The sequence below is a fragment of the Candidatus Nitronereus thalassa genome (assembly GCF_032191465.1).
Lineage (GTDB): Bacteria > Nitrospirota > Nitrospiria > Nitrospirales > UBA8639 > Nitronereus > Nitronereus thalassa.
On sequence record NZ_JAQOUE010000001.1, the window covers coordinates 464,620 to 488,683 of the forward strand.

The 24,064-nt window shown below is 47.4% G+C and carries 20 protein-coding genes; 10 read left to right on the forward strand and 10 right to left on the reverse strand.

Going from position 1 to position 24,064, the window contains the following annotated elements; translation table 11 throughout:
• Positions 1-71: 71 nt before the first annotated feature.
• Together PPG34_RS02280 and PPG34_RS02285 are read left to right on the forward strand one after the other, a co-directional pair.
• The gene (locus PPG34_RS02280) at positions 72-740 is read left to right on the forward strand and encodes a DUF3386 family protein (protein WP_313831517.1); all 669 of its coding nucleotides are present in this window, start codon (positions 72-74) and stop codon (positions 738-740) included.
• A 126-nt stretch (positions 741-866) separates the two neighbouring features.
• Entirely contained in the window at positions 867-1,295 is a 429-nt protein-coding gene (locus PPG34_RS02285) for a DUF5069 domain-containing protein (protein ID WP_313831518.1), read from the forward strand.
• A gap of 25 nt (positions 1,296-1,320) precedes the next feature.
• Here the strand turns inward: PPG34_RS02285 and PPG34_RS02290 are convergent, their stop codons facing one another.
• From PPG34_RS02290 to PPG34_RS02305, 4 genes are all read right to left on the reverse strand, one after another.
• Positions 1,321-2,046 (reverse strand): TPM domain-containing protein, encoded by a 726-nt coding sequence (locus PPG34_RS02290; RefSeq protein WP_313831519.1) that lies wholly within the window; start codon positions 2,044-2,046, stop codon positions 1,321-1,323.
• Positions 2,043-2,822: a hypothetical protein gene (locus PPG34_RS02295; RefSeq protein WP_313831520.1), complete on the reverse strand. Its 780-nt coding sequence runs from the start codon at positions 2,820-2,822 to the stop codon at positions 2,043-2,045. Before PPG34_RS02295 ends, PPG34_RS02290 begins: the two co-directional genes overlap by 4 nt.
• 33 nt (positions 2,823-2,855) lie before the next feature.
• Positions 2,856-4,130, reverse strand: coding sequence for an FAD-dependent monooxygenase (locus PPG34_RS02300; protein ID WP_313831521.1), 1,275 nt, complete (start codon positions 4,128-4,130; stop codon positions 2,856-2,858).
• A gap of 86 nt (positions 4,131-4,216) precedes the next feature.
• Positions 4,217-4,543 carry a hypothetical protein gene (locus PPG34_RS02305; RefSeq protein ID WP_313831522.1) on the reverse strand — a complete coding sequence of 109 codons (327 nt, stop codon included), beginning with the start codon at positions 4,541-4,543 and terminating at the stop codon, positions 4,217-4,219.
• Between the two features lie 345 nt (positions 4,544-4,888).
• Between PPG34_RS02305 and PPG34_RS02310 the strand changes: the two genes are divergently transcribed.
• The 4 genes from PPG34_RS02310 to PPG34_RS02325 all read left to right on the forward strand — a co-directional run bounded on the left by PPG34_RS02310 (position 4,889) and on the right by PPG34_RS02325 (position 9,409).
• The gene (locus PPG34_RS02310) at positions 4,889-5,497 is read left to right on the forward strand and encodes a YajG family lipoprotein (RefSeq protein ID WP_313831523.1); all 609 of its coding nucleotides are present in this window, start codon (positions 4,889-4,891) and stop codon (positions 5,495-5,497) included.
• Between the two features lie 350 nt (positions 5,498-5,847).
• The gene (locus PPG34_RS02315) at positions 5,848-6,837 is read left to right on the forward strand and encodes an HD-GYP domain-containing protein (protein ID WP_313831524.1); all 990 of its coding nucleotides are present in this window, start codon (positions 5,848-5,850) and stop codon (positions 6,835-6,837) included.
• Between the two features lie 82 nt (positions 6,838-6,919).
• Positions 6,920-8,347 carry a PAS domain S-box protein gene (locus tag PPG34_RS02320; RefSeq protein WP_313831525.1) on the forward strand — a complete coding sequence of 476 codons (1,428 nt, stop codon included), beginning with the start codon at positions 6,920-6,922 and terminating at the stop codon, positions 8,345-8,347.
• A 6-nt stretch (positions 8,348-8,353) separates the two neighbouring features.
• Positions 8,354-9,409: an ATP-binding protein gene (locus PPG34_RS02325; protein ID WP_313831526.1), complete on the forward strand. Its 1,056-nt coding sequence runs from the start codon at positions 8,354-8,356 to the stop codon at positions 9,407-9,409.
• On the opposite strand, the gene mtnA is transcribed toward PPG34_RS02325, so the two are convergent.
• The 4 genes from mtnA to PPG34_RS02345 all read right to left on the reverse strand — a co-directional run bounded on the left by mtnA (position 9,398) and on the right by PPG34_RS02345 (position 15,921).
• The gene (mtnA, locus tag PPG34_RS02330) at positions 9,398-10,435 is read right to left on the reverse strand and encodes an S-methyl-5-thioribose-1-phosphate isomerase (protein WP_313831527.1); all 1,038 of its coding nucleotides are present in this window, start codon (positions 10,433-10,435) and stop codon (positions 9,398-9,400) included. The two genes, PPG34_RS02325 and mtnA, sit on opposite strands and share 12 nt — an antisense overlap.
• Before the next feature lie 65 nt (positions 10,436-10,500).
• Entirely contained in the window at positions 10,501-11,952 is a 1,452-nt protein-coding gene (locus PPG34_RS02335; RefSeq protein ID WP_313831528.1) for an RtcB family protein, read from the reverse strand.
• 21 nt (positions 11,953-11,973) lie between these two features.
• Positions 11,974-12,414 carry an archease gene (locus tag PPG34_RS02340; RefSeq protein WP_313831529.1) on the reverse strand — a complete coding sequence of 147 codons (441 nt, stop codon included), beginning with the start codon at positions 12,412-12,414 and terminating at the stop codon, positions 11,974-11,976.
• Positions 12,415-12,552: 138 nt separating this feature from the next.
• Positions 12,553-15,921: a YhdP family protein gene (locus PPG34_RS02345; protein WP_313831530.1), complete on the reverse strand. Its 3,369-nt coding sequence runs from the start codon at positions 15,919-15,921 to the stop codon at positions 12,553-12,555.
• Positions 15,922-16,173: 252 nt separating this feature from the next.
• Between PPG34_RS02345 and PPG34_RS02350 the strand changes: the two genes are divergently transcribed.
• From PPG34_RS02350 to PPG34_RS02365, 4 genes are all read left to right on the forward strand, one after another.
• Positions 16,174-17,040: an HD domain-containing protein gene (locus tag PPG34_RS02350; RefSeq protein ID WP_313831531.1), complete on the forward strand. Its 867-nt coding sequence runs from the start codon at positions 16,174-16,176 to the stop codon at positions 17,038-17,040.
• A 41-nt stretch (positions 17,041-17,081) separates the two neighbouring features.
• Positions 17,082-17,471, forward strand: a complete 390-nt coding sequence (locus PPG34_RS02355; RefSeq protein ID WP_313834260.1) for a secondary thiamine-phosphate synthase enzyme YjbQ — start codon at positions 17,082-17,084, stop codon at positions 17,469-17,471.
• Positions 17,472-17,674: 203 nt separating this feature from the next.
• Positions 17,675-18,649, forward strand: a complete 975-nt coding sequence (locus tag PPG34_RS02360) for a S1C family serine protease (protein ID WP_420888077.1) — start codon at positions 17,675-17,677, stop codon at positions 18,647-18,649.
• Positions 18,650-18,798: 149 nt separating this feature from the next.
• Positions 18,799-19,524 carry a lipid-binding SYLF domain-containing protein gene (locus PPG34_RS02365; protein WP_313831533.1) on the forward strand — a complete coding sequence of 242 codons (726 nt, stop codon included), beginning with the start codon at positions 18,799-18,801 and terminating at the stop codon, positions 19,522-19,524.
• Between the two features lie 126 nt (positions 19,525-19,650).
• Here the strand turns inward: PPG34_RS02365 and clpB are convergent, their stop codons facing one another.
• Positions 19,651-22,248: an ATP-dependent chaperone ClpB gene (clpB, locus tag PPG34_RS02370; RefSeq protein WP_313831534.1), complete on the reverse strand. Its 2,598-nt coding sequence runs from the start codon at positions 22,246-22,248 to the stop codon at positions 19,651-19,653.
• Between the two features lie 186 nt (positions 22,249-22,434).
• Entirely contained in the window at positions 22,435-24,039 is a 1,605-nt protein-coding gene (locus PPG34_RS02375) for a [protein-PII] uridylyltransferase family protein (RefSeq protein ID WP_313831535.1), read from the reverse strand.
• Positions 24,040-24,064: the final 25 nt, after the last annotated feature.

Consider the following 24,064-nt stretch of genomic DNA (forward strand, 5'->3'; position numbering starts at 1 on the left):
AACAACACAGCTCACGATGACCTTAGTCATCACCCTGACATTTATTTATTCATCGAAAAAGGAGTAGACACATGGAATACGCACGGGAAGAAGCCAAAACCGATGTCCAGGATGATCCAAAAGCCCGGGAGCTATTACGCCAAGCGTTTGAAAAGACTTCGCGATGGCCTGAGGGGTTTGCCGGGTTTGAAGCGGATCTATCCATCAACGTCAACGGCGAAGTGACCAATGGCAAGGTCACCGTCAAATCATCCAAAGAGGTTGATGTCTCTTTGCCAAATGAAGATCTTCAAAAATGGGCTCAAGGCCAAATTTCAATGATTGCCACTCATCGGGGTCCAAGAAATTTCGAAGACTCTGATGGCAAGTACAACCTGTCTTTTGCTGGGCAGGAAAATCATCCCCAGGGGCCACGCATTAGTTTAGGCGACTCGATGGGGTCCACCTATCGTATCAAGGATAATCGGATTACCCAGATTAATCGCAAAATGCCCTATGTGGCGTTCACCATTAATGTCGAAGATAGCGCGGTGACTCAAGATGATAAATATCTTACGACCCGGTACACGGTGTATTACTTCTCCCCCAAGGATGGGTCTTTAGCCAACGTCGAAAGTTTTTCCGACACGCACACCAGAATGGGCAACGCCGACCTTCCCGCTACGCGACGGATTATCTCTTATGAAAAAGGCGAAATGGTCACGCGGCTGATCACGTTCCAGAACCATAAACCGTTATAAGGCAGCCCTTTGATTTCTGTAGCTGCAGCATCTCATGCTGCCCTTCGCCGAAGCGTTTTGCGTGTCTGCCTAAGAGGCGCCATGAGATGGCGCAGCTACAGATTTCTAGAAGAACAAAAATCGTTTATGGATCTTCGAACTGGGTATCCACGGAGCGTTCGCAATAAACTTGGGGAATTTGTGCACTTGGCCCGGATGATTGATAAATGCCGGGCCAAGCAAGACGGCCAGTTGGGTGAATATTTGTATCCGTGCCCAATGGACCAAAAATTTTTGGATTTTGTTGGTATAACCAGAGATGCGTTTTTTAATGCCGTTGGCTCCCGCACCGACGAGGAAGTCCTTCACTGGGTTCACATGAACGCCAAATCCCACACCCCTCAGGAAATTGAAGCCTGGAACACCGCCCTCCTGACTCGTGGTCCAAACACCGACGAAAAAGCCGAGTACTTCTTGAAAACTCGCGACAGCATCGACCCGACCCGCACCGATATCACCACCTGGGCTGATTTATTGGACCTGGACGAAGGCAGAGAGGTGCCGATACGAAAGTAAAATGTTTCTGAAAAGACCGTGTTTGTTACGACAAACCCTGCCCGCTGGTGCCGCCACCAAAGCCGCCGAACCCGCCACCAAAGCCGCCTTGGCCAGTTCCCCAATATTCACCTCGCCGCCATCGTTGAAACGGATGTCGACGTTCGGGACGAGTGAAACGCCAGAGTGCAAAGAGCATCGCCACCACCACAGCGACATTCATCCAAAACCCTGCGCTTGATTTTTTCTTTTTAACCGGATCTTTGGTGACTTTTCCCGACGCCGCCGAGAGTCCGACCACCGTTTGGAATATCGCTTCCCCATAGTTGGAAGACTGAAACATGGGTATGAGGTGCTGCTCGGATAATATATCAAGCTGAGGTTTTCCAATGACCGGGATTAAGGTTTTTCCCAAGACTACCACCGCTTGCCGTTCATTCAATGAGGTCAATAGCAGAATCCCTTGTTCTTTCTGTGCTGTGCCAATTCGCCATTCTTCATACAGCGCTTCCGCATAATTACGAGCATGGGGATAGGGTTTTACGGTGGGGATGGTCACCACAATTAATTCCACCCCGGTCCGGGTTTCTAATTCCTTACACACCCCACGAATCCGCGATTTCCATTCCTGATCGAAGAGTTCGGCAAAATCACTCACATAACCCCGTGGGGTTGGGAATGTCTGTTTTTTAATGCCATACGGCGAGTCAGCCCAACACACTGGAGTGACAAAAAGACAGACAATCAAAAGGAACAACGGAAAACGTTTCATGATTTTCCCCCTTGGAATCTTCCCTCCTGATCAAGAAGGTCGACCCGTGCAGTTAAGGCTTCCAAGGCCCCAAGATATCGGTTCAGAAGATTCGGGAAATCATGTTTGCCGGGGGTGCTTTGTCCGCGTTTCAATAACCAGACTTCATGAAACGCCCCGGGGTCAAGATTTAATATAGAGGGCATCCGTTTCAGAATTTCATCGGGAGTGCCTTTGGAAGGTTGTTCCATCAACCGATACAACCCCCGCAAACAGGGAATTACGGTAGTCAACGAAATGGGAAGCAAGGCATGAATACCTTCTGGATTCCCTCGGGTTTCGACAAATTGTTGGCGGACCCGGAGCAAGTTTCCACGGATTTCTCGTTCACATTCAATGAATAAATGTCGACCTTCGATGTGCAGCTCGGGAAAAGGATCTCGGCCGGCTAATAAGATATGGTGATCTTGAATCTCATAAAACTCTAATGGAAAGGTTTCGAGAAAACTCCCTAATTCTTCCCGGGTAAACATGAGTGGAGCCAAGATGCGTTCCTTAGACCATCGACGGTTCAGTTGGCTACATCGCTCCATTATATTCATGGTGAGATGCTCAAACACCATAAGGATGTTCATATTGGATCGGTCTTGCAGATAATCACCACGAGCCAAACTGCCATAAAGGATAATGGCGCCTACATCTGCACCAAGAGATTTCGTGGCATCACGAAGGTACGCATCCAGGGTACGTTGCGCCCGCTCTGGCATTTTTTCCCAGTTGGTCGGAAATTGAGACATCGGTGAATTGGGTTTCTTGAACCTAGAGTAAAATTAGTGAAAGCCTGCCTGAGATGGGAGTTGATTCGCGCGTGGATCAGGGAGAAATCCGGCTGCTTGCAGTCGGTCGATCATTCCAAAGGGCGGTGTCTTACGCAATCCGGCAGTTGCAGTCAGGACTTGATATTGCAATCGCCGATTGTGATCTAAGGTCGAAAAGACCCGGTTGCGAAGCCAAGCCAATAACGGATTTCCTGTATTCCAAAACAACACCTCTTCATCCGCCAATCGCTGAAGCATCTCAACTTGTGGACGCCGTTGCGCCTCAAAGGTTTTGAGTGCGTTGGCGGTGAAGTCGTCTTGTGAAAAACACGAGGACAACACTTTGGCCAACACTACAGCGTCCGCCATGGCCTGCATCCGGCCTTGTGAGGCATGGGGATTCATTCCATGGGCAGCATCTCCGATTAACACTGCGCCATCGGCTACCCAGGTTTTGGCTCGAGCACGGCCCGTCCCCATATACGCGGTTTGTTCCCAAGACTGTAAATTCTCAAAGGTGCGCGCGAGGCCTGGATAAATGGCTTTCCACTTTCGTTGCAAACTTTCAATGCCTTCCTGTTTCACGGCCTGAAGCGAATTTGAGGCGATCATATAGAACACATAGACCTGATGGCCGGCTGCGGGAAACACTCCAAGAATTTCATTTTCTCCAAGAAAGTACTGGGATTCTTCCAGTTTTTCAGGACAAGGGAGAATCGAAATCAGGTAACTTTCTTTGTATCGATGCAATTGAGTGGAAATGCCCAGAGTGTCACGAACACGAGAAAACGGGCCATCTGCGCCTACCGTCACTTTGGCAGAAATGCGAACGGGGGTTCCTTGGGTTTGGGCCTCGACTCCGGTGACCGTATTCCCTGTTTTGACCAGTGATTTAAAGCTCGTGTCATACCACAGCCCACCAGGGTTGTGTTTTTCAAGTTCGGCAAGCACGGCATGGTGGACAGCATTTGGAAGCGTTACCAATGCACGGTTATAAGGCGGTGGAAGGAGATCATAATCAATGGTACATAATCGTTCCCCGCCCATTTGCCGAAAATGAAAATGTCGAACGGATTGGACCGCCTCTTTGGGAAGCTTGTCCAAAAGTTCTAATTGATCAAGGATTTGCTGGCCGTTGGGTTGAAGAATCTCGCCCCGTAGCCCGGTTGGTGGGCCAGGACTTTGTTCCACAACCAAAGTTTTGATGCCCTGTTTGGCGAGGATCAGGCCAAGGATTGCGCCGCCTCCTCCAGCGCCTACGACCACCACATCGGTTTGAATATCCATAGGGTTCGAGTTGGTTTTTTCGACGATTTGCAGAAGGAATTTATTGGGAATTTCCCCTCAATTCTGAAAATGGGGAAACCTTACTTCTATTCAAATATATCTTGGAAATGGTCCCCAGCCTCTTCCCACGCCGGCAGATTGGTTTTTTTTAACCACTCCTTGAGGAAGACTTTCTGGTCCTTCGTCAACATTTGCTTAATTTGGTGGGTTCGTCCCTGCAAGGGCTGCAAAAACCCAACATTCTTTTCCGGATCCAATGTCGCTGTGCGCACATACACGTTGGTGTAAGCCGTGGGGGCATCTTCTTCCCCCTCCCCTTGTAGCCACACTGACAAGTATTTGTCTAAATTCAACCCAGAACTATCCAACGCCGGATCGGTTTCATGAAAAAGATCGTTTTCCGTTTGGGGCAACGGGTTGGCTTCATGGGCCCGGAAAAGAAAATTATGATTCCACATAGATTTGGCAGAGCACTAGTTAACCCTTTGATAATACGACCTTCTCTGAAAACCATAGTGTCAAGGACTTCAATTGAAAGTCAACTTCATTAAGAGCGGAGATGGAAAAATTTACCTACTTGATAGAAAGTTCTCCGGTCCAAGGATTGGCAACTGGGCATTCGTCTAGGATTTACTCACTGGGGAGAATTCTGGTAGGGTGAATTCAGGTTGTCCGGTATCACCATTTTACGAAAACGTTGTCTTGTATTGGCCTAATATTTGTTTAGAAAGTTTCCCTAGAGGAAGGAGCGAGAATTTATGAAACGATTGATTCTCTTGTTGTTCGTATTGAGCTTGGTGTCTCTCAGTGGTTGTGCAAGTTCTGGCGAAGTCACCAAACTGCGATTGTACGACGTGATGCATTCCACCTTGGAAAATGCTGGAGGAAACCTTTCGGTTGCCGTGTCCGGATTTGAAGACAAACGACCTCCCGCCCAACATCTTGGGTCCCACTACTGTTTTTTCGGTGGAGTCAATCATTTCGACCTCATGGACGGTAATCTGAGTGATGGCCTCTCCACGGCCTTTGTGAATTTTCTGAACAAATCAGGATTTAAAGCCTCTGGTAAAAATAGTGGGCCTGCTGATGTTCGCATTACAGGCAAAGTCACCAAATTTACGGCGAATGCCAAAGGCCAGTTTCTTTCCACGAACATCAATGTTGATGCCATCATGGAATTCACCATTTCTAATGTGGCCGATGGCAGCACGGTCCGCATGACCATTGGTGCCGGCGGAAGTGACGACGTAATATTTTTCGGCCCAGAGGATCTTGAAAATTTGGTCAACGAAGTTCTTCAGGAGGGGTTCGAAGAATTAGTCGAAAAAACATCCGTGCAAGGAAAAACCTTGCGAAGAAAAGTGTAAGCCGTTTTCTCTCCTTTTCTCTCACCCTTAGAATTTTGACGGGGCGGTTTGGCTATTGCCCCCTACCGTAAATCCTCCCAGCCGGTTTTTCATCAGTCGGTTGGGAGGATCTCACCTTAATTCAACCTACTTATGGAATTTTCAAAGGCCAAACACACATTCCCCTCTACTGGAAGGCCAATTCGACAAAAAACCCATCAAGAATTTTTTGTTATTTTGGAAAAAAGAATTACTTGCTTTTCCCTAGATAAAAAGCTATAAACCGCCTAACTGGAGGGATTGAAATATTGAAATTTTTGTCAAGATTTTGAAGTCCAGTTTTTAGAATCTACACGGTACTTCTGGCACGTATGGAATCATCTCAAAGCCCGCAAGCTACCATTTTGATTGTGGAAGACGAGGAAGGTCCTCGCGAGTCTCTCAAAATGGTGTTAAGCCCTCACTTCAATCTCTACTCCGTGGACAACGCCGAGGTTGCCCTGAATATCCTTAAGGAACAGGAGATTGATTTAGTGACTTTGGATTTAAAGCTTCCTGGCAAACAAGGCATGGATCTGTTGCAAAAAATTCGTGATGAAGGACGTGACACGGAGGTTGTGATTATCACGGGATACGGAACGTTGGAATCCGCGGTGAATGCCATTCAGCACGGCATTGCTGCCTATATTACCAAACCATTTAATATCCCTGATCTCCTCGGCGTGATTCATAAAGCCCTAGATCGGCGTCGACAAGTGGATACTTTGCGAGGCTCGTTAGAAGCCTTTAGCTCTCTTTGGGTGCCCGCGGGAGAGCCTGCCTCTCTCACTGAGAAGCTCCGGACACTCCTTGGAGCGAAAAATCCTGAGCTAGCGCAACATGCTCAGCGGGTTCATTATTACACCTCCTTGCTCTTAGAGCATATGGAATTGCCAGCTAAAAGTAAGGAAGGTATTCAGTTGGGGGCACTTCTGCATGATATTGGCCAATTAGGGTTACAGGGCCGATTGGCCTTGGGAAACTCTGAACATACGACCGAGGAAAAGGAACTCCTCGCCTGCCATCCAGTGATTGGGGAACGGATGCTTCAATCAATGACTTTTCCTGAAGAAACTCGTGACGTCATTCGATCGCATCATGAGCGATTTGACGGAACGGGGTTTCCCAATCAGCTTCAAGGGGAGGCCATTCCTTTAGCGGCGCGTGTTGTGGGAATTGCCAACACTTTTGACAATCTTGTCTCTGGCGGGGTGGACACCATGCCGGTAACCGTTCCGGAAGCCCGTGAATACATTCGTCAGGAAGCCGGGAAGGCACTTGATCCAGCTCTTGCAGACTTGTTTGCCAAGATTGTTGGATAACTCTGAACCGTTCTGATCCACATCGACATCTCCCGTGTTGAGATGGTTCAGAGTTGGCTCACCCCCCGTCCAAAATGATTTTATGAGTAAAATTCACCAAACCCCACAAGAATTAACCGACGAAGTCACGACGCTCAAAGCCCGTATTGCGCAACTTGAGGCTAGTGAAGTCAGACGAAAACGTGCGGAACTCACGTTGCGTGCTGCCGCGGAAGAATGGGAACAGTCTTTTAATGCCCTAACCGATGACGTCATTATTTTAGATAAATCCGGAACGGTTCTGTGGGCGAATAAAGCGGTTCGTGATCGGTTCGAGGGACATCATGGAAATATTCTTGGGCTTGACTATCGCGTACTGTATTACGGGACCGTCAACCCAAATGTTCGCCCTCCTTGGGATTCAGTGTTACAAGGCGCATTATCTGCAGCGGTAGAAATTCCGCTTCCCAAACTGAATGGATGGTTTTCCGTTTCCTGCTATCCCTTGTACGACATTGAAGGAAAGCAATGGGGAGCGATATCAATTATTAAAGACATTAGTGACCGTCGGCGTGTAGAAGAGGCCCTTCGGGATATTGCTCAGGGGGCCCCTGCTGCTGGTGGCGCCGCGTTCTTTCGGGCTTTGGCTAAAGACCTTGCCAAGGCCCTCGATGTTCAATACGCATTTCTGGCGGAGCTAAACGAATCTACCCTTCAAGAAGCCAAGACCGTGGCAGTTTGGGCCCGAGATCATTTTACGGATAACTTTGCATGGAGCTTGGTGGATACTCTAGGTTCGCAAATCCTTCAAAGTAAATCGCCTTGCTGGGGAAACGAATGTCAACATCTCCATTCCAAAGATCCGTTATTAGTCAAATGGAACATTCAGAGTTATATTGGCATTCCCCTTCAAAATTCTTTAGGCCAAATCATTGGGTTAATCGTCGGAATGGATTCGGAGCCCGTGCGGAATTTGCCGTTGGCTCAATCCATCCTTGGAGTGTTTGCCGTTCGTGCCGCAAGTGAATTGGAACGCAAACGTGCTGAAGAAGCCTTGCGTGACAACAAAGAACGCTATCGAGCGATTGCCGAACATGCCTATGATTTAATTTTTGAAATCCGGCCCAATGGATCTCTTCTGTATCTGAGTCCCAGTTGTGGAGAAGTTCTTGGATACGACCTTCAAGAATTTCAGCAATATAATTTTCTCGACCTTCTTCATCCTGAGGATCAAGAATCTCTCAATCCTAACTTTGAAAACAATATTCGTTTATTGCATGACTGGCAGATGGAATGCCGATTACATCACCAATCAGGAGAATGGAGGTGGTTTGAAAGCCATGTTAAACCCTTCCGGACCACCACAGGAGATATTCTTGCCGTTGTCGTATCCAGAGATATTACGGAACGGCGACGAATCGAGGAGGAACGTCTTCGTGCCACAAAATTAGAATCCATTGGTATTTTGGCTGGTGGGATTGCCCATGACTTCAACAACATTCTCACCGCGGTGTTTGCGAATATTGGTTAGGCTAAAATGTTAACTACCAAAGAATCAACGGGATCGAGTCCGACAACCGTCGAGCGATTAACCGCCGCCGAAAAAGCTTGTCTCCGAGCACGGGACCTGACCAAACAGTTGCTGACGTTTGCTAAAGGTGGAACTTCGGTCAAAAATCGCGCCTCTGTCATTCGATTAATTAATGATACGGCCGGCTTTTCCCTGCGAGGATCAAATGTTCGGTGCGATCTGATATTGCCTGAAGACCTGTGGTCGGTGGAGGTCGATGAAGGACAAATGAGCCAGGTAATCCAAAACCTCATTATTAATGCTGATCAAGCCATGCCGAATGGAGGGGTAATCAAAATCGTTGCGGAAAACATCGCCGTGGACAATTCTCAAAGTTTACCCATTCAATCCGGTCAATATGTCAGGGTATCGATTCAAGACCAGGGTACTGGCATTCATCCAGAGAACCTTTCCAAAATTTTCGATCCCTATTACACCACTAAACAAAAGGGCAATGGCTTGGGGCTCGCGACAACCTATTCAATTATTAAACGCCATGATGGTCATATCACGGTCCAGTCTGATCTTGGCATTGGCACGACCTTTGTCTTTTATTTACCGGCCGTCGAAATGGGTGGGACGGAAATTGTCGTTGAAGAACAACGTTTCACACATGGCTCTGGTCGTCTGCTCGTGATGGAAGATGAGGAAGATATTCGTGATATCCTTGGGACGATGTTAGTTCATTTGGGCTATGAAGTAGATTTTGCTTCTGATGGCATTGCCGCCATTGAACTCTATCGGCAAGCTCAACAGGCAGGGCAACGATATGTAGCCACCATCATGGATTTGACCATTCCTGGTGGGTTAGGCGGGAAAGAAGCCATTCATCAACTCAAAGATCTTGATCCAGATATCGTGGCGTTAGTCTCCAGCGGTTATTCGAATGATCCGGTGATTGCCAATCCCGAACAATTTGGATTTAAAGGCATGGTGGCAAAGCCCTACAATCTTTCCGACCTAGGTAAAGCACTGGATCGGGCTTTAGGCCAGGATGACCAGACTAGCAATTCATCTTCCTGAAGAGAACTCCCGCGCAATATCGTCGGGAGAAAACACCCCTCGCTCCGTAATAATTCCTGCGACATACTCCGCCGGAGTGACATCAAACGCAGGATTGACAATTTTCACATCTTCAGGAGCAATTCGAGGACTTCCATGGACGGATAAAACTTCCTCTCGACTTCGTTCTTCAATAGGAATGGCATCGCCGTTTGGGGTGTCCATATCAATGGTTGAAGACGGTGCCGCGACATAAAACGGGATGCCATGAGCTTTCGCTAGCACTGCCACGGAATATGTTCCAATTTTATTAGCCACATCTCCATTGGCAGCAATCCGATCCGCTCCTACGACACAAACGTGAATTTTTCCCTGTCGCATCATGGTGCCCGCCATGTTATCGGTGATTAAAGTCACAGGAATTCCATCTTGCATTAATTCCCAAGCCGTGAGCCGTGCGCCTTGGAGGACAGGTCTGGTCTCATCAGCAAACACTTCAATATTTTTTCCAGATTCCCACGCTGCCCGAATTACACCTAACGCCGTCCCATATCCCGCAGTGGCCAGTGCGCCGGCATTACAATGTGTCAGAATTGTCTGCCCATGCTGAATTAACTCGGCCCCATATCGTCCCATCGTTCGACACATCTCAATATCTTCCTGACAAATCGCTTCCGCTTCATGAACCAAGCATGCCTTGAGCTCTACAATTGAGAGGTTTGGTTGAAGCTCTATCACCTGCTTCATTCGATTAATGGCCCAAAACAGGTTCACCGCCGTCGGTCTGGTGGACGCCAGATGATCCCCAATCTTGCCGATGGCTGTTACAAATTCTTGGCGGTCGGTACTCTGAACAGCATTTGCTCCTAGGGCTATCCCCATAGCGGCAGTCACCCCAATGGCCGGGGCGCCTCGCACACGAAGTTCACGAATGGCATTGGCCACCGCCTGATAGTCTCGACAGTCTAGGATCTCAACTCGGCCAGGCAACTGGCTCTGATCCAATAACCGAACCACGCCATCCTTCCACTCTACGGTTGGAATCATGAATTGCGCCCTTTTCTTTCTCCGTTCTCAATCAACGTCTGAGTCCTGTTTGGTTCCATGCGACTTTACCCTTTGATATTTCCGATGGGCAAGAACTCGGCTACTTTCTTTGTAATGCCGGCTGTTTCAACAGCTTCCACAATCTGGGAAATATTTTTATAGGCAAGCCCAGCTTCTTCTGCCAACCCTGACATGGACACCGCTTTCACTAAAATCCCGCGTTGGGCCATCTCCTGTAATAATTGACCCCCACGAACTTGCCGTTTGGCTTGGGCCCGAGACATGGTTCGCCCCGCGCCATGCATGGTAGACCCAAAGGATTCCTTCATGGCCTGCGACGTTCCCACCAAAAGGTAGGACCCTGTTTCCATCGAACCCCCACAAATCACCGGTTGCCCAATCTGCCGAAAGGCATCAGGAAGTTCAGGGCTGCCAGGACCAAAGGCCCGCGTCGCTCCTTTTCGATGTACGAGCAAAGGTTTATTGAAGTACTTTTCAACCTTGGCAATGTTATGTGCAACGTCGTACACCTGATGCATACCCAGAGATTCTGGAGATTGTTGAAAGACCTTACCAAAGGCTTCTCGTATTTGGTGAGCAATGACCTGACGGTTTGCAAACGCCGTATTCGCGGCACAATTCATCGCGGCAAAGTATTCCTGTCCCTCGGTGGACTGAAAGGGAGCACAGGCTAATTGTTGATCTTTAACATGAAGTCCATAGCGAGGCATCGCTTTTTCAAACGTTCGCAGATAATCCGTACCAACTTGGTGACCAAACCCTCGAGAGCCACAGTGAAACATGATCACGATTTGGTCATGTCCGTGAATACCTAGAGCTTCAGCGATCGCATGGTCATAAATTCGATCGTGGTGAACCACTTGCACTTCCAAGTAGTGATTACCCGCCCCTAAGGTTCCCAATTGATTCATACCCCGTTTCATCGCATGTTCAGAAATACAATCGGGATCCGCGCCTGAAAGACAGCCGCTTGCCTCAGTCCGACTGAGGTCTTCATCCCATCCATATCCCTGATCTACACACCAGCGAGCGCCCTTTCGCATAATCTCTTGAAATTTCTTATTGTTGAGTTTCACAAATCCTCTCGCCCCAACACCTGCTGGTACGGTACGAAATAATTCAGTCATTAAGGCATCTAATCGTGGACGCACATCGGCCAGGGTCAAGTCTGTTCTGATCAATCGCATACCACAATTAATGTCATACCCCACACCGCCTGGAGATATAATTCCATGCTGCAGATCAAATGCTGCAACCCCTCCAATAGGAAATCCATATCCCCAATGGCCATCGGGCATACACAAGGCATATTCCTGAATGCCTGGCAGGCAAGCCACGTTCGTTACTTGTTCAAACACACCGGCATCCATATCTTGCAATACTTTTTCCGTGCCATATATACGAGCAGGAACCTGCATGCCAGGCTTTTCCGATTTGGGTATTTCCCACAAGGCCTCGGAAATTCGATTTACGGTCATGGACGTTGAAAATTTCATGAAGAACCCTATTTAAAACTATTACACATCGACCACCACTCGAGCTTGATACTTGCCGAGTTCGGCATGTACCTCATACAGATGCTTAGTAATCGCTTTGACATCGGAGCGAAGTTCCTGAATCTTTCCATCAATCTGATCACCAAAAACCATACCGCGAATATGCCATGTGTGAGAATCAAGATCTTCTTCTACGTCCGCCTTAATTTCATGATACACAACTGCTTCTGCATCTTTGAGAAACACCAAGGTAGAAAGCCATTCAAACAACAGCTCATCCAAGGAGGCTTGGGTCAACCTGACTTCATGCGACCACTGAGAGCCAACTGTGAAGGGATCAGCCATCAAATTCAATAGCGCCTCCCCAGCGGCCATGAATAATTCCGAGGGGGTATCTCCCCATGCATCAAATGCCATATCGGCATGGGCTACATTTTCAATAAACTGAAAGCCTCTACTCATTAATTGGGTAGCAAATTGTTAATATTGTTTAGGTAAATTGCAAAAGAGAAAGCACCCGACAACCGAAAGATTGATGCTACGTTGAAGCTTATATTCACAGCAGAGAACTAACTAAATTAAATAGATTAACTCAAAACGTTATTGCCCCTTCCCTTTATCAGCCTTAGGAGGGATATCTGAATCTTCAGTCTTCTTGGGAAATAAAATATTTTTGGGAAGCGAAACCGTATTTTTGAGTACATTAAATGCTGCCCTTGTAAAACCCGTTAATCCAGCTTTAAATGACTCCAATGGAAGGGGCTTAATCACTGGATCTTTCAATGGTCCCTTAATATCGAACAGGGCTATATGACTATTTTTTTGTTCACTTTCAAACAATATTCGAAATAATGAAATTTTTTCCAACAAATCAAAATAGGCTCCTAACGGACTTGCGGCCACAGCAAGATCTAATTGGTCATCAACAAGATTATAGGTGCCCGCACCCGTAAGCTTAAGAATAGGCCCATCCATAAAAATATCTTCAGAGGTAATAATTCCGCTGCTAATCCTAAGAGTGGCTGATTGCTTTTCGAACGGATACCCATCTTTTTTTAGATCAACTTTCCCTTGGAGGACTGCCGGAAGGTTCATCAAGGCCAACATTTTTGGTATCACGGTGCCACGTTGAATTCGACCATCCCTTACAAGAATTTTCAAATCCCCATTGAGCGTAGGAAAAACTCCGCGGGTATCGTTTCCATTTCCCTGAACCATTCCCTGCATAGAAAGAGTTCCCGTCCAGAATCGCTCGTCGAGTCTTTCGGCACTGAGAAAAGTCGTTTGTAAAGTTTCAAAGGGCACATCCTTTATCTTGAACCACGTCTTGACAGTCGCCGGTTGCCGGACCGGCAGATGAATGAGAAATCTTCCTTCAAGACTTCCTGAATCGGTTTTACCGGTTATTTGGTCTACCCCCACAAAACCATTTTTAATCCGCAGCCGACCTTTGAGATTTTGTAACTGCAGATCTTTATACCATGCACGAGTAAAGATAAGGTTGCCACCAACGGTATGAGTTGCCGCGATGGTTTCCAACACATCCCGAAGGGGGGAACGCTCCCCCTTCGGGACTAACAGATCAATATCAAACTCAGGAGCGTTTATCTGGAAGGTCACCTGTGGCGTCGAATCCCAATTTTTTATAGACCCGGCGATCCCCGCTTCACTATCCTGCATTTGAAATTGCAAACGCTGAACAACCGCATCATGACGAGCCAATTTCACACGAACAAACACATTCTGCATCGGGCTATTCAGTCCATCCACGGGAACAACGGCATCGCTGAGTACCAACCATCCATCTTTTTTCCATTGACGCCAATTGTCCCCTTTCCCGTCAATTTTCAAGGAAAACTCCATCGCCCCTTTTCCTATGGCTCCATCCAACAATGTCAGACCCGCCGGCAACGATTGGAATTCGAAAGGGGACGCCGTCACCGATGCTTGGAACTGCCCCATTTTGCTTTCGTCAAAGAAGCCGTTTCCGGAAAGTGTCAGGGGAGGAATGGCCAAAACCATTCGGTGTGCCTTCAGGCCCAATCCCGCGCCGAATTCCAAATTGGCGTTGAATGTGCCCTTAACTTTTAATTCCTTGCGGAGTACCCCCTTCAGATTCAGGTCGAGATTTTCAAGATTCCATAAAGTTTGAATACGGGGACGCTCCATTGGACCGGAAAGAGTAGAAACAAACGTAGCGGAGCCAGACACCATTTCTTGATAGGGTGAAAAAAATTCCTTGAACTGAGATTGGAGATCTTTGGTAAAAACTCGTCCACCAATTTGAAAATTTTCAAATGCTGGGGCATTGTGGAAATTGATACTGCCTTCTACGGTTATGGGACTGGATTGGAAAACCCCTTTAAAAGAAGTAAAGTTAAGAAGCTTGGACGAGAAATTGATGGTTCCAGATACATTACTCATGGCTCCCTCAATTCCAGGAAGACGAAGCATCACGGCCTGAGGGTTATATTGAGCCTGCACAACAGCAATGTGGGCAGGTTTGTCAAGAGGACCGGCCAGGCGGATCCTTAGTTCCCCACCCCCCTTCTCCCCCATAAATCCTGCCATGGCATGATTGGGAGTCGTCCACTCAAAGAGATTTTTTAGAAAACTGATAAGTTTCTTCGATGGAACCTGCCCCTGAAGTTCGGCGAAGAGCCAGGGACCTTCTTCCCGGAATTCAATTTCCCCAGATCCGGAAGATACAGGAATAGAATCATAGATTCCTGAAAATTCTTTTAATTGTGCCCCTGATGGATTGAGCACCACTGTTCCCTGAACCTTTTCTGCTACACCCCAGGTCTTTCCCAAATCAAGATAACCTTCGGAAACTTTAAATTCCCCAATCAGATCAAATTTCCTTCCTGGGGAACTGGAGGTGGATAGGGTCGCCGATGCAACTTCCAGTTTGGCTTCCAGTGGTTGATTCATGATGGCGTCATGGATTTCATTTGGGATCAAATGTATCGGAACGATCTTCAACAAATTTGTAACGCTTATCGGCGCACTCGTCCATGTCGCAGAAACCGTAGGAGAAACTTCAGTTTGTAATCCTGAGATATTGACCTGTCCTTGTACATTGATGGCATCCGTTAAGACGATGACATCGGATAACGTCAAGGCATACCCATTTTGGTCTGGTGCATATCCGATCTGTCCTTGAATTTGCAGGTGGCCATGCGGCTGGATTGGAAAATCCTTAATATGAAAAAGTCGAGCGAATTGGATTAACTCCCCCTCTTTCAGATCTAGGTTCGTTCGAACCTCAACCTGAGGGCCTGTAGTTTTTTCTCCCGATAATGGAGTTGCAAAAAATCCTTGTGCTTCAGATATGGTGCCTTGGATGGAGAGATTCGATTCTCCCCGTTGATTCAGATCTGCGACAAGCGAAACTTCCATTGGTTTTATCGCAGATAGGTTGGAGACATGCATGACAACATGTTGGAGCGTAAGTGTTTCGGGATTAGTCACGTCCAAGGCATCAATGATCTGAATCGTTCCATTTTCAATTGTCAGCGAATATTCAGCGAGGAAGGCACCAGCTTCTATTCCTCCTGCTGGGCGATTTTGTAGAAGTGAATTAATGTTCCATTGCCCCAATTCATTGCGTCGAAGATAGATCTTGGGATTTTCAATGACTAAGCCTTTGGGAATGACTTCATCCTGCAATACCGAAAGAAAACTTAAATTCAATTGAATTTCTGAGGCTTCAACAATGGGTTTACCTTGCTCTGATTCAAGAATCTGAAGATCCGTCAAGGTTAACCGGGGAAATGGGAAAAATGTGACTCGGACCTCCCCCACTCTAAGATTGGGACCAAAGGCGCTCAACATCTGTTGTTGAACCACCCGTCGCACCGTATCAAGATGAAAAGTGAGAAGATAGCCAACGGCCAGCGTCCCGAACATCACCAAAAGGAGCAACATTAAAATGGTACGCCGTCGTGCGGACATCCTGTCACGCATAATCACTACTTCTCCTTATCTGTTCCATAGTAGTTCGTGTCATCCATTCTAACAAAGGCCTGACAAAGAATCTTGTGCTTTTGAGTAGTCTGCCGGATTTTCCATTTCACATACCTCGGTCCGTGGTCCTTGACACTCTACACCGTCGCCGATATGGTCCTCACCCAACTGATTGTTTGGCCCGGTGATGGAACAAATCAGCAACCTCCACGACATTCATTCGACCATTTGAACACGCTTACGGCCTAGAATATGAGCGCCTTATCTCTCAGTCCTCGACTGCTTCTCTCTCGAACACTTACCTCTTCATTATTGAAACTGTACGACTACCCACACCCGGGTTCGCCACATAAAATTATCAAAGGCTACGACAAGGCCCATGCACTACGGACCGCAAAAATGTGCATGGCCGTCGCCTTGTCCTTACATCATGATCAAAACCTTGTCCGCCACTATCAAATTGCTTGTTTACTGCATGACCTAGGACGTGCCGGGTTGGATCAACATCTATTTGGAAAAATTTGGTCTTGGGCCAAAACGCATCGCATTCCAACTCGCCCTGCCGAATGGCGAGCCAAACACCCTGACACTCCATATGGCAAGGAAGCCGAGGCATTTATTCGGATATACCGTGAGCAATTACAAAAAGAAGGGATAATTATTGATAAATGGGCCAGCGAACAAATCGAAATGCGTTTAGGCTATGCTCGACGGATGAAAAGAGTCCTTCGCTGGCGAAAACCCCAACTACGACAACTTGGAATTTCGTGGCATCGATGGATGGAAAAAGTTATTTTGTATTACTATTATCCAGAGCTCATGCCGCAAACCCCTAAGTGGGTTAAGGAGTTTGGAGAGATTTTAGTGGCCTGTGAGCAACTCGAAGCCTACAGCAATCGGCAACGCGGGAAAGATTACTATACGCGATCACAGGAAAGTTTCAAAAGTGCATTTGAGTACCTCAATTCCTTACAACGAAAAAAACAGTTAAGCCAAAAGGTTGTTACGGCCGTGAGAGCCTTGACGGCACAGGGACACTTTGATTCAATTCTTCAAGCTGCCAAAGGGGCGGCCTTGACATCCAATGACCTTCGGTTTCTTCGATCCTTATCATCCTAGTCACGACTATGGCTGTTCTTACCCATCACGTATCTCTTCAGATGAAAGGTGATTCTCATATTGAAAATATGACATCTCAAGTACGTCATCTGCTTTCGGATAGCGACTTGAATGCAGGCATTGTCACCATTTTTGTGAAACATACGACCGCCTCCGTGTTGATCATTGAAGATGAACCAGGACTTCGAGCAGATACGAAGACGATATGGGATCGGTTAATACCAGCGGACCCGACATGGCAACATAACACCAGAAATCCTGGAGAGGTGAATGGACACAGCCACCTTCGAGGGCAATTCCAGGGGCAATCAGTCACCATCCCATTTATGGAGAGAGAATTAGCGCTTGGAACCTGGCAAGAAATTGTGATGATTGATTTTGACACACGCGCTCGGACACGAGACCTTATCATTCAAATCATGGGAGAATAAGATTTTTGGTGAATATGACTTCTTGCGTAAATAACCTCCTTGAGAGAAGACCTTTCCGTCCTGTTCTCCTCAGGATCCTTACATTTGGGACGATGCTCTTGGTTCTGTCCATCACTTTATCGGGATGGTCATACTGGAAAAACTCTCAGACTCAGCCACAGGAATTTTCGTGGCACACTTCCTCTTCCCCATTTTTCAGACTGGTGGATTTGGGAAATGATGAACTAGAAAATATTTCTATTTTCGAACGTGCCACCAAATCCGTGGTCTTTATTACCAATACTGCCATACGTCGAGACATTTGGTCGCTCAATACCTTTGAAGTTCCCCAGGGATCGGGGACGGGAATCATTTGGGACAAACAAGGGCATATTGTGACAAACTTCCATGTTGTCTATGGAGCAGATTCCATTGAAGTGGTCCTCTCGGATCAATCCACGCACCAGGCCCAAGTCGTGGGACTCGATCCAGATCATGATTTAGCCGTCCTACGCATTCGCACGGCCAAGGAACAGTTGATTCCCATCAACATTGGGAATTCCCAAGGGCTACGAGTGGGGCAAAAAGTTCTGGCTATCGGAAATCCCTTTGGATTGGACCATACCCTTACCACCGGTGTGGTGAGTGCATTGGATCGAACCATCAAATCCATGAACGAACGAACCATTGAAGGCGTGATTCAAACCGACGCGGCCATCAATCCCGGAAATTCCGGAGGTCCCTTACTGGATAGCTCGGGCCGATTGATAGGGATCAATACCCAAATTGTCAGCCCTAGTGGAGCCTATGCTGGCATAGGATTTGCCGTCCCTGTTAATACGATCACCCGAGTCACCCCTCAATTAATCAAGTTTGGAAAATTGATTCGTCCCGGGATGGGAATCTCTTTAATTCCTGACTCCATCGCCGCTCGATGGGGCATTCAAGGTCTCATCATTGCCAAAGTGGAACCTGGAAGCCCTGGCGAAAAAGCAGGATTGCAAAGTGCCAAGGAAACTCGGCTTGGTCGAATACAGCTTGGAGATATTATTACCAAAATTGATCAAGAACCCGTGAAAGTCTTTGATGATTTAGTCCGAATCCTTGATCGGCACAAAATTGGAGATCGAATCACTGTGGAAGTGCAACGAAAGGGCAAACCCCGCAATGTGGTCGTTGAGTTGCAAGCCATTAATTAATGTCTCTCCGCCCTTCTCCCCCTGACAGTGAACCTGTTAGTGACTAGCCGTATCAAAATTGAAGGGTTATTGGCTCCTTATTTGCTCAAAACCAGAAAAAATTGTATTTTGAAAATAGATCCTCTTCCTGAATTTCATGGAGATTGAACATGACACAGATTCAACAAAGTCATACTGAAACTCGCCAGCATGTGAGACGTTTCACAATGTTTCTCACTTTGACGATTTGGTTTTCTATGTTTAGTGGGTTGGCGTGGGGTAATTCAGCCAACCAGAAACAGCTGGTGGAGAATGCTAAACATACATTGGAAAGTTTCATGGAAGACCCCAACCTCACTTGGTTTCAAGAACATGTGATCGATGCCAAGGCATTACTTATCATTCCTCAATCGCTCAAAGGCGCGTTTATCTTTGGTGCGGAGGGTGGGAGTGGAGTCCTCATTGTCCGTGACTCCGAAACCCATGAGTGGAGCCACCCAGCTTTCTATGTTTTGGGAGGCTTAAGCTTCGGATTTCAATGGGGTGGACAAGCATCGGAGGTCATTATCATGGCCCGAACCGATGGGGCAGTGGAAAAACTCTATTCTTCTTCCTTTAAATTGGGCGGGGATGCCTCGATTGCCGCTGGGCCCTATGGAGGCGGAGTAGAAGGATCAACATCCGCCAATCTCCGCGCCGACTTCCTTTCATTTTCTCGTTCAAAAGGCGCGTTCGCGGGAATCTCTTTTGAAGGAGCCGTAATTTATTCAAGCGAGGATTCTAACGCGGCCTATTATGGAAAACCCGCCAGGCCCATCGATATTTTCGTCAAAAAGACGGTGAGCAATCCTCATTCCGATGGCCTGAGACAGGCCGCCAAAAACGCGGTTCATTAACGCATTGACCTGTTCTTTCTTTTTTCTGCCTACCAAATAAGAAGACCCCCTAAAGATGGCAAGGCATCTCAGGGGGGTCTTATATCGAACTCTATAGAACTCGGCAAAAGGGTTAAGGAGGTGCTTTTAGCTTTGAACCGCTGGAATAATCACAACCTGGCCATCCTTATAGTCTACAGTGACTGAATCCCCATCCTTCACTTCTCCCTTGACCAACAATTTCGATAATGGGGTTTCCACATCATGTTGAATCAACCGTTTCAAGGGGCGAGCACCATAGACTGGATCGTAGCCACGGGTCCCTAAATCTTCTAATGCTTCAGGCGTCACCTGGAGTGTGATTCGACGGTCAGCTAATCTCGCCTTTAAACGAACTAACTGAATATCCACGATTCGACTCAACTCGTGAGCCGTCAATGGATGGAAAACGACCGTTTCATCAATACGGTTTAAAAATTCTGGACGAAAATGATGTTTGATCTCATGAAACACCAGTGTTTGCAATTCTTCATAGGAACGACCATGTTGCTGGGCTTCTAGAATTTCTTGGCTTCCGATATTTGAAGTCATGATCAGAACCGCGTTTTTGAAATCCACCGTCCGTCCCTGTGAATCAGTGAGCCGTCCATCATCTAAGACTTGAAGCAATACATTAAATACATCATGGTGAGCCTTTTCGATTTCATCGAAGAGGATGACAGCAAAGGGACGACGACGAATGGCCTCCGTCAACTGGCCACCTTCTTCATAGCCCACATATCCGGGAGGGGCTCCAATGAGCCGTGCCACGGTATGTTTTTCCATGTATTCGGACATATCGATCCTGACGAGATTGGCCTCATCATCAAAAAGGGTATAGGCCAAGGCCCTGGCCAATTCGGTTTTCCCGACACCCGTTGGGCCAAGGAACAAGAATGAGCCAATGGGTCGATTCGGATCTTTGATCCCTGATCTTGCACGAAGCACCGCATCCGCGACCGCTCGAACTCCTTCTTCCTGTCCCACGACTCGTTGATGAATTAAATCGCCAAGCTTCAAAAGTTTTTCCATTTCACCCTGGAGTAACCGACTGATGGGAATGCCTGTCCATCGACTCACCACTTCGGCAATATCTTCTTCATCAACTTCCTCTTTTAATAGACGTGACGACTCACCTTTATTTTGGTCAAGACGATCTTCTTCGGCTTGCAGTTCACTCTCTAGTCGAGGTAGTGACCCGTACCTCAACTCAGCCACGCGGTTTAAATCATATTCCCGCTCCGCTTTTTCAATCTGATGCCGCATATCTTCAATCTGTTGGCGAATGTGTTGCAATCGCCCCACCGATGCCTTCTCGGCATCCCATTGTGTCTTGAGCCTAGATAACTCCGCACGCTTTCCTTCAAGCTCGCCTTCCAAAGTTTCCAACCGTGCCTTACTTCCCGGGTCTACCTCTTTTTTTAAGGCTTCCCGTTCAATTTCGAGTTGTAACACCTTGCGGGAAATTTCATCCAATTCCGCCGGCATGCTGTCGATTTCCGTACGAAGCCGCGCCGCGGATTCGTCGACTAAATCGATGGCTTTATCAGGAAGAAATCGATCACCGATGTAGCGATGAGAAAGGCGAGCCGCTGCTACCAAAGCGGAATCCTTGATCCGCACTCCGTGATGCACTTCGTAGCGCTCCTTGAGCCCACGCAGAATGGAAATGGTATCTTCGACCGAGGGTTGTTCCACATACACCGGTTGAAACCGTCGCTCCAAGGCTGCATCTTTTTCAATATGTTTTCGATATTCATCAAGAGTCGTGGCTCCGATCAGATGGAGCTCTCCCCTCGCCAATAAAGGCTTTAACAGATTCGCGGCATCCATGGCCCCTTCAGCGGCTCCTGCTCCCACCACGGTATGCAATTCATCAATAAAAAGGAGAATTTCACCTTGGGATGATTGAATTTCTTTCAAAACAGCCTTTAATCGTTCTTCAAATTCCCCACGAAATTTGGCCCCGGCAATTAACGACCCCATGTCTAAGACAATAAGGCGTTTCCGTTTTAACCCTTCGGGAGTGTCTCCCTTCACAATCCGTTGGGCAAGCCCCTCGACAATCGCCGTTTTCCCAACCCCCGGCTCTCCTATTAATACCGGGTTATTTTTCGTACGACGCGAGAGAATTTGAATCGTCCGACGAATTTCTTCATCCCGTCCGATGACCGGGTCGAGTTTCCCCTGGCCTGCCAGACGGGTGAGGTCTCGTCCGTATTTTTCTAACGACTGGTAAGTCCCTTCCGGGTTTTGACTTGTGACTCGTTGATTTCCACGAACTTTTTGTAATCCTGCCAACAGTTTATCTCGGGTAATACCTAATTCTTTGAACACCCCAGATTCTTTCACCATGGCCAACAAAAGATGTTCAGCACTAACATACTCATCTTTCAGGCCTTGCATTTCCGTTTCGGCATTGGTGAGCAGATTTGCAGTTCGCTGGGTCAAATGAATCTGTCCAGGAGCAGAACCCGCCCCTTGAACCTGTGGAATTCGCGTAAGAGCCTTTTCCGCCGCGGATTTTACCGCAGAAAGGGATACTCCCGTTTGCTCAATGATGGGACCAGCTAAACCCTCAGGCTGTTCCACCAACGCCATTAATACATGCTCGACATCAAGTCCTTGATGATTTCGTCTCATGGCGATGGACGACGCTGCCTGTAAGGCTTCCTGAACTTTCAATGTCATACGATTCATATCCATGGTCGGTGACTCCCTTCCCGCAGTATTTGATCCTTCCCTTTTGTAGAGATAACCACCATTGGTGCCAGATCAAGTCATGAGGAGGGAAAAGTATGTGAGGATGCCTGTCTCGCCCACATATTTCCCGCCAGAGTGGCCCTTACCCTCCGGAAAATTTCTTGTATCCCTTGTATCCAATGATATCTGTTAAAAAAGTATTGTATGAAAAAGCTCTTCAACTTGCCCAGTAACCGTCCGATAGTCTGACAATAGCCGCAAGGGATTGCCTTGAAGAGTTTTATGCGTGTGGCCCATACGCACCGCACATTTGAATAGTTCTGATTCTTGAGAAGGGAGCGTGTGGGTTTGGAGTTCATGAACCATTTGAAGTTTATGTTCGACGTCACGAAGATAGAGGTAATATCTTTTGAGTTGAGCACCTTGCTCAGGCGAAAGATGTCGAAACTCGATAAGACGTTTTAGGCCTTTTAGATTATTGGGTTCAAACAACTCCGGCTCTTCTGCAACATGAAGCAATTGGAGCGTTTGAACAATAAATTCAATATCTCGAATCCCTCCAGGGCTCAATTTGACGTTTCGATCTTCCTCACCTTTTCGGTGCACTTTTTGATGTATCTGAGTTCTTAGGGTACGCACGGCCTCAACGATATTCGAGTTGGCATTGGGCTCTTGCCCTATCACAAAGGGCTGGATTTTGCGTAAGAACGTCCGTCCTATCGCTACCTCTCCGGCAATGGGGCGAGCCTTTAGAAAGGCTAAACGTTCCCAGGGACGTCCCCTTGTCTGGTAATAGGTAACCGCTTCACCAACAGACCACGCCAATGGACCAATGCCTCCCTCTGGCCGCAATCGCAAATCCACCCGAAACAAGAACCCTTCGCCGCTAGACTGGGACAATACCTGGGTCAGTTTCCTGGCGAGGGCTTGAAAGTAGGCTTCATTGGTAATACTGGATTGTCCAGTCTTGGCGTTCGTGTGCCCATGACTAGATTCGTAAATATAGACCAAATCAACATCTGAACTATAATTAAGCTCTCCTCCACCGAGTTTTCCCATTCCCAGAATGGCAAACCGAGTTTGAAAAGATTTGCCTGTGGGATTGGTATGGTGCGGAATCCCATGCTGTTGCTCCATCTCAGTTTTCACAATTTGATACGCCGAATGGATCACAATTTCGGCGAGTTGAGAAAGTGAGACAAAAGTTTCCTGGACCTTCGCCACTCGAAATAAATCCCGAGCCCCAATGCGAAGCATTTCTCGGCGATGAAATCTTCGTAAAATTTCTATCTTTCGGCCACCGGAAGTTACAACGCTCAGCGCCTCATGTAACATTACCTGGAGTCGCTTTTTTGTAGGCCGTGTTTTAAGAATGCGTTGGTCTTCCATCCAATAAATCACCATGGGGTCACGTATAATCGTTTCGGCCATGGCTGGACTATTACCGAATAACACGCAGAGCAACCGCAAAAGATGTGGAGTGTTGGATAAAAAACTAAAGACCTGGGCCCGGGCATTCCCTGCTTCCAGGTATCGTTCCCACTCATTCAATCCCTGGTCAGGATCGGCGGTATGGGAAATGGTGTGCAAAATACTTGGGAGAATCCGAGCAAGCAATTGTCGGCTTCGCGGATCACCCGCCATCGATTGCAAATTGGCATCAGCCTTTTCAATATCATGAAACCCATAGGGAGTGAGTAATCGGGAAACCTCGTCCCGTGGTAAGTCTCGCGCCAAAAGAAGCGGCGTTGGGTCAGGCCGGTAGGTGAATGTGGATTTTGAGGGAAAGGCCATAGGAAAATAAAAATAGTAAAGCTTG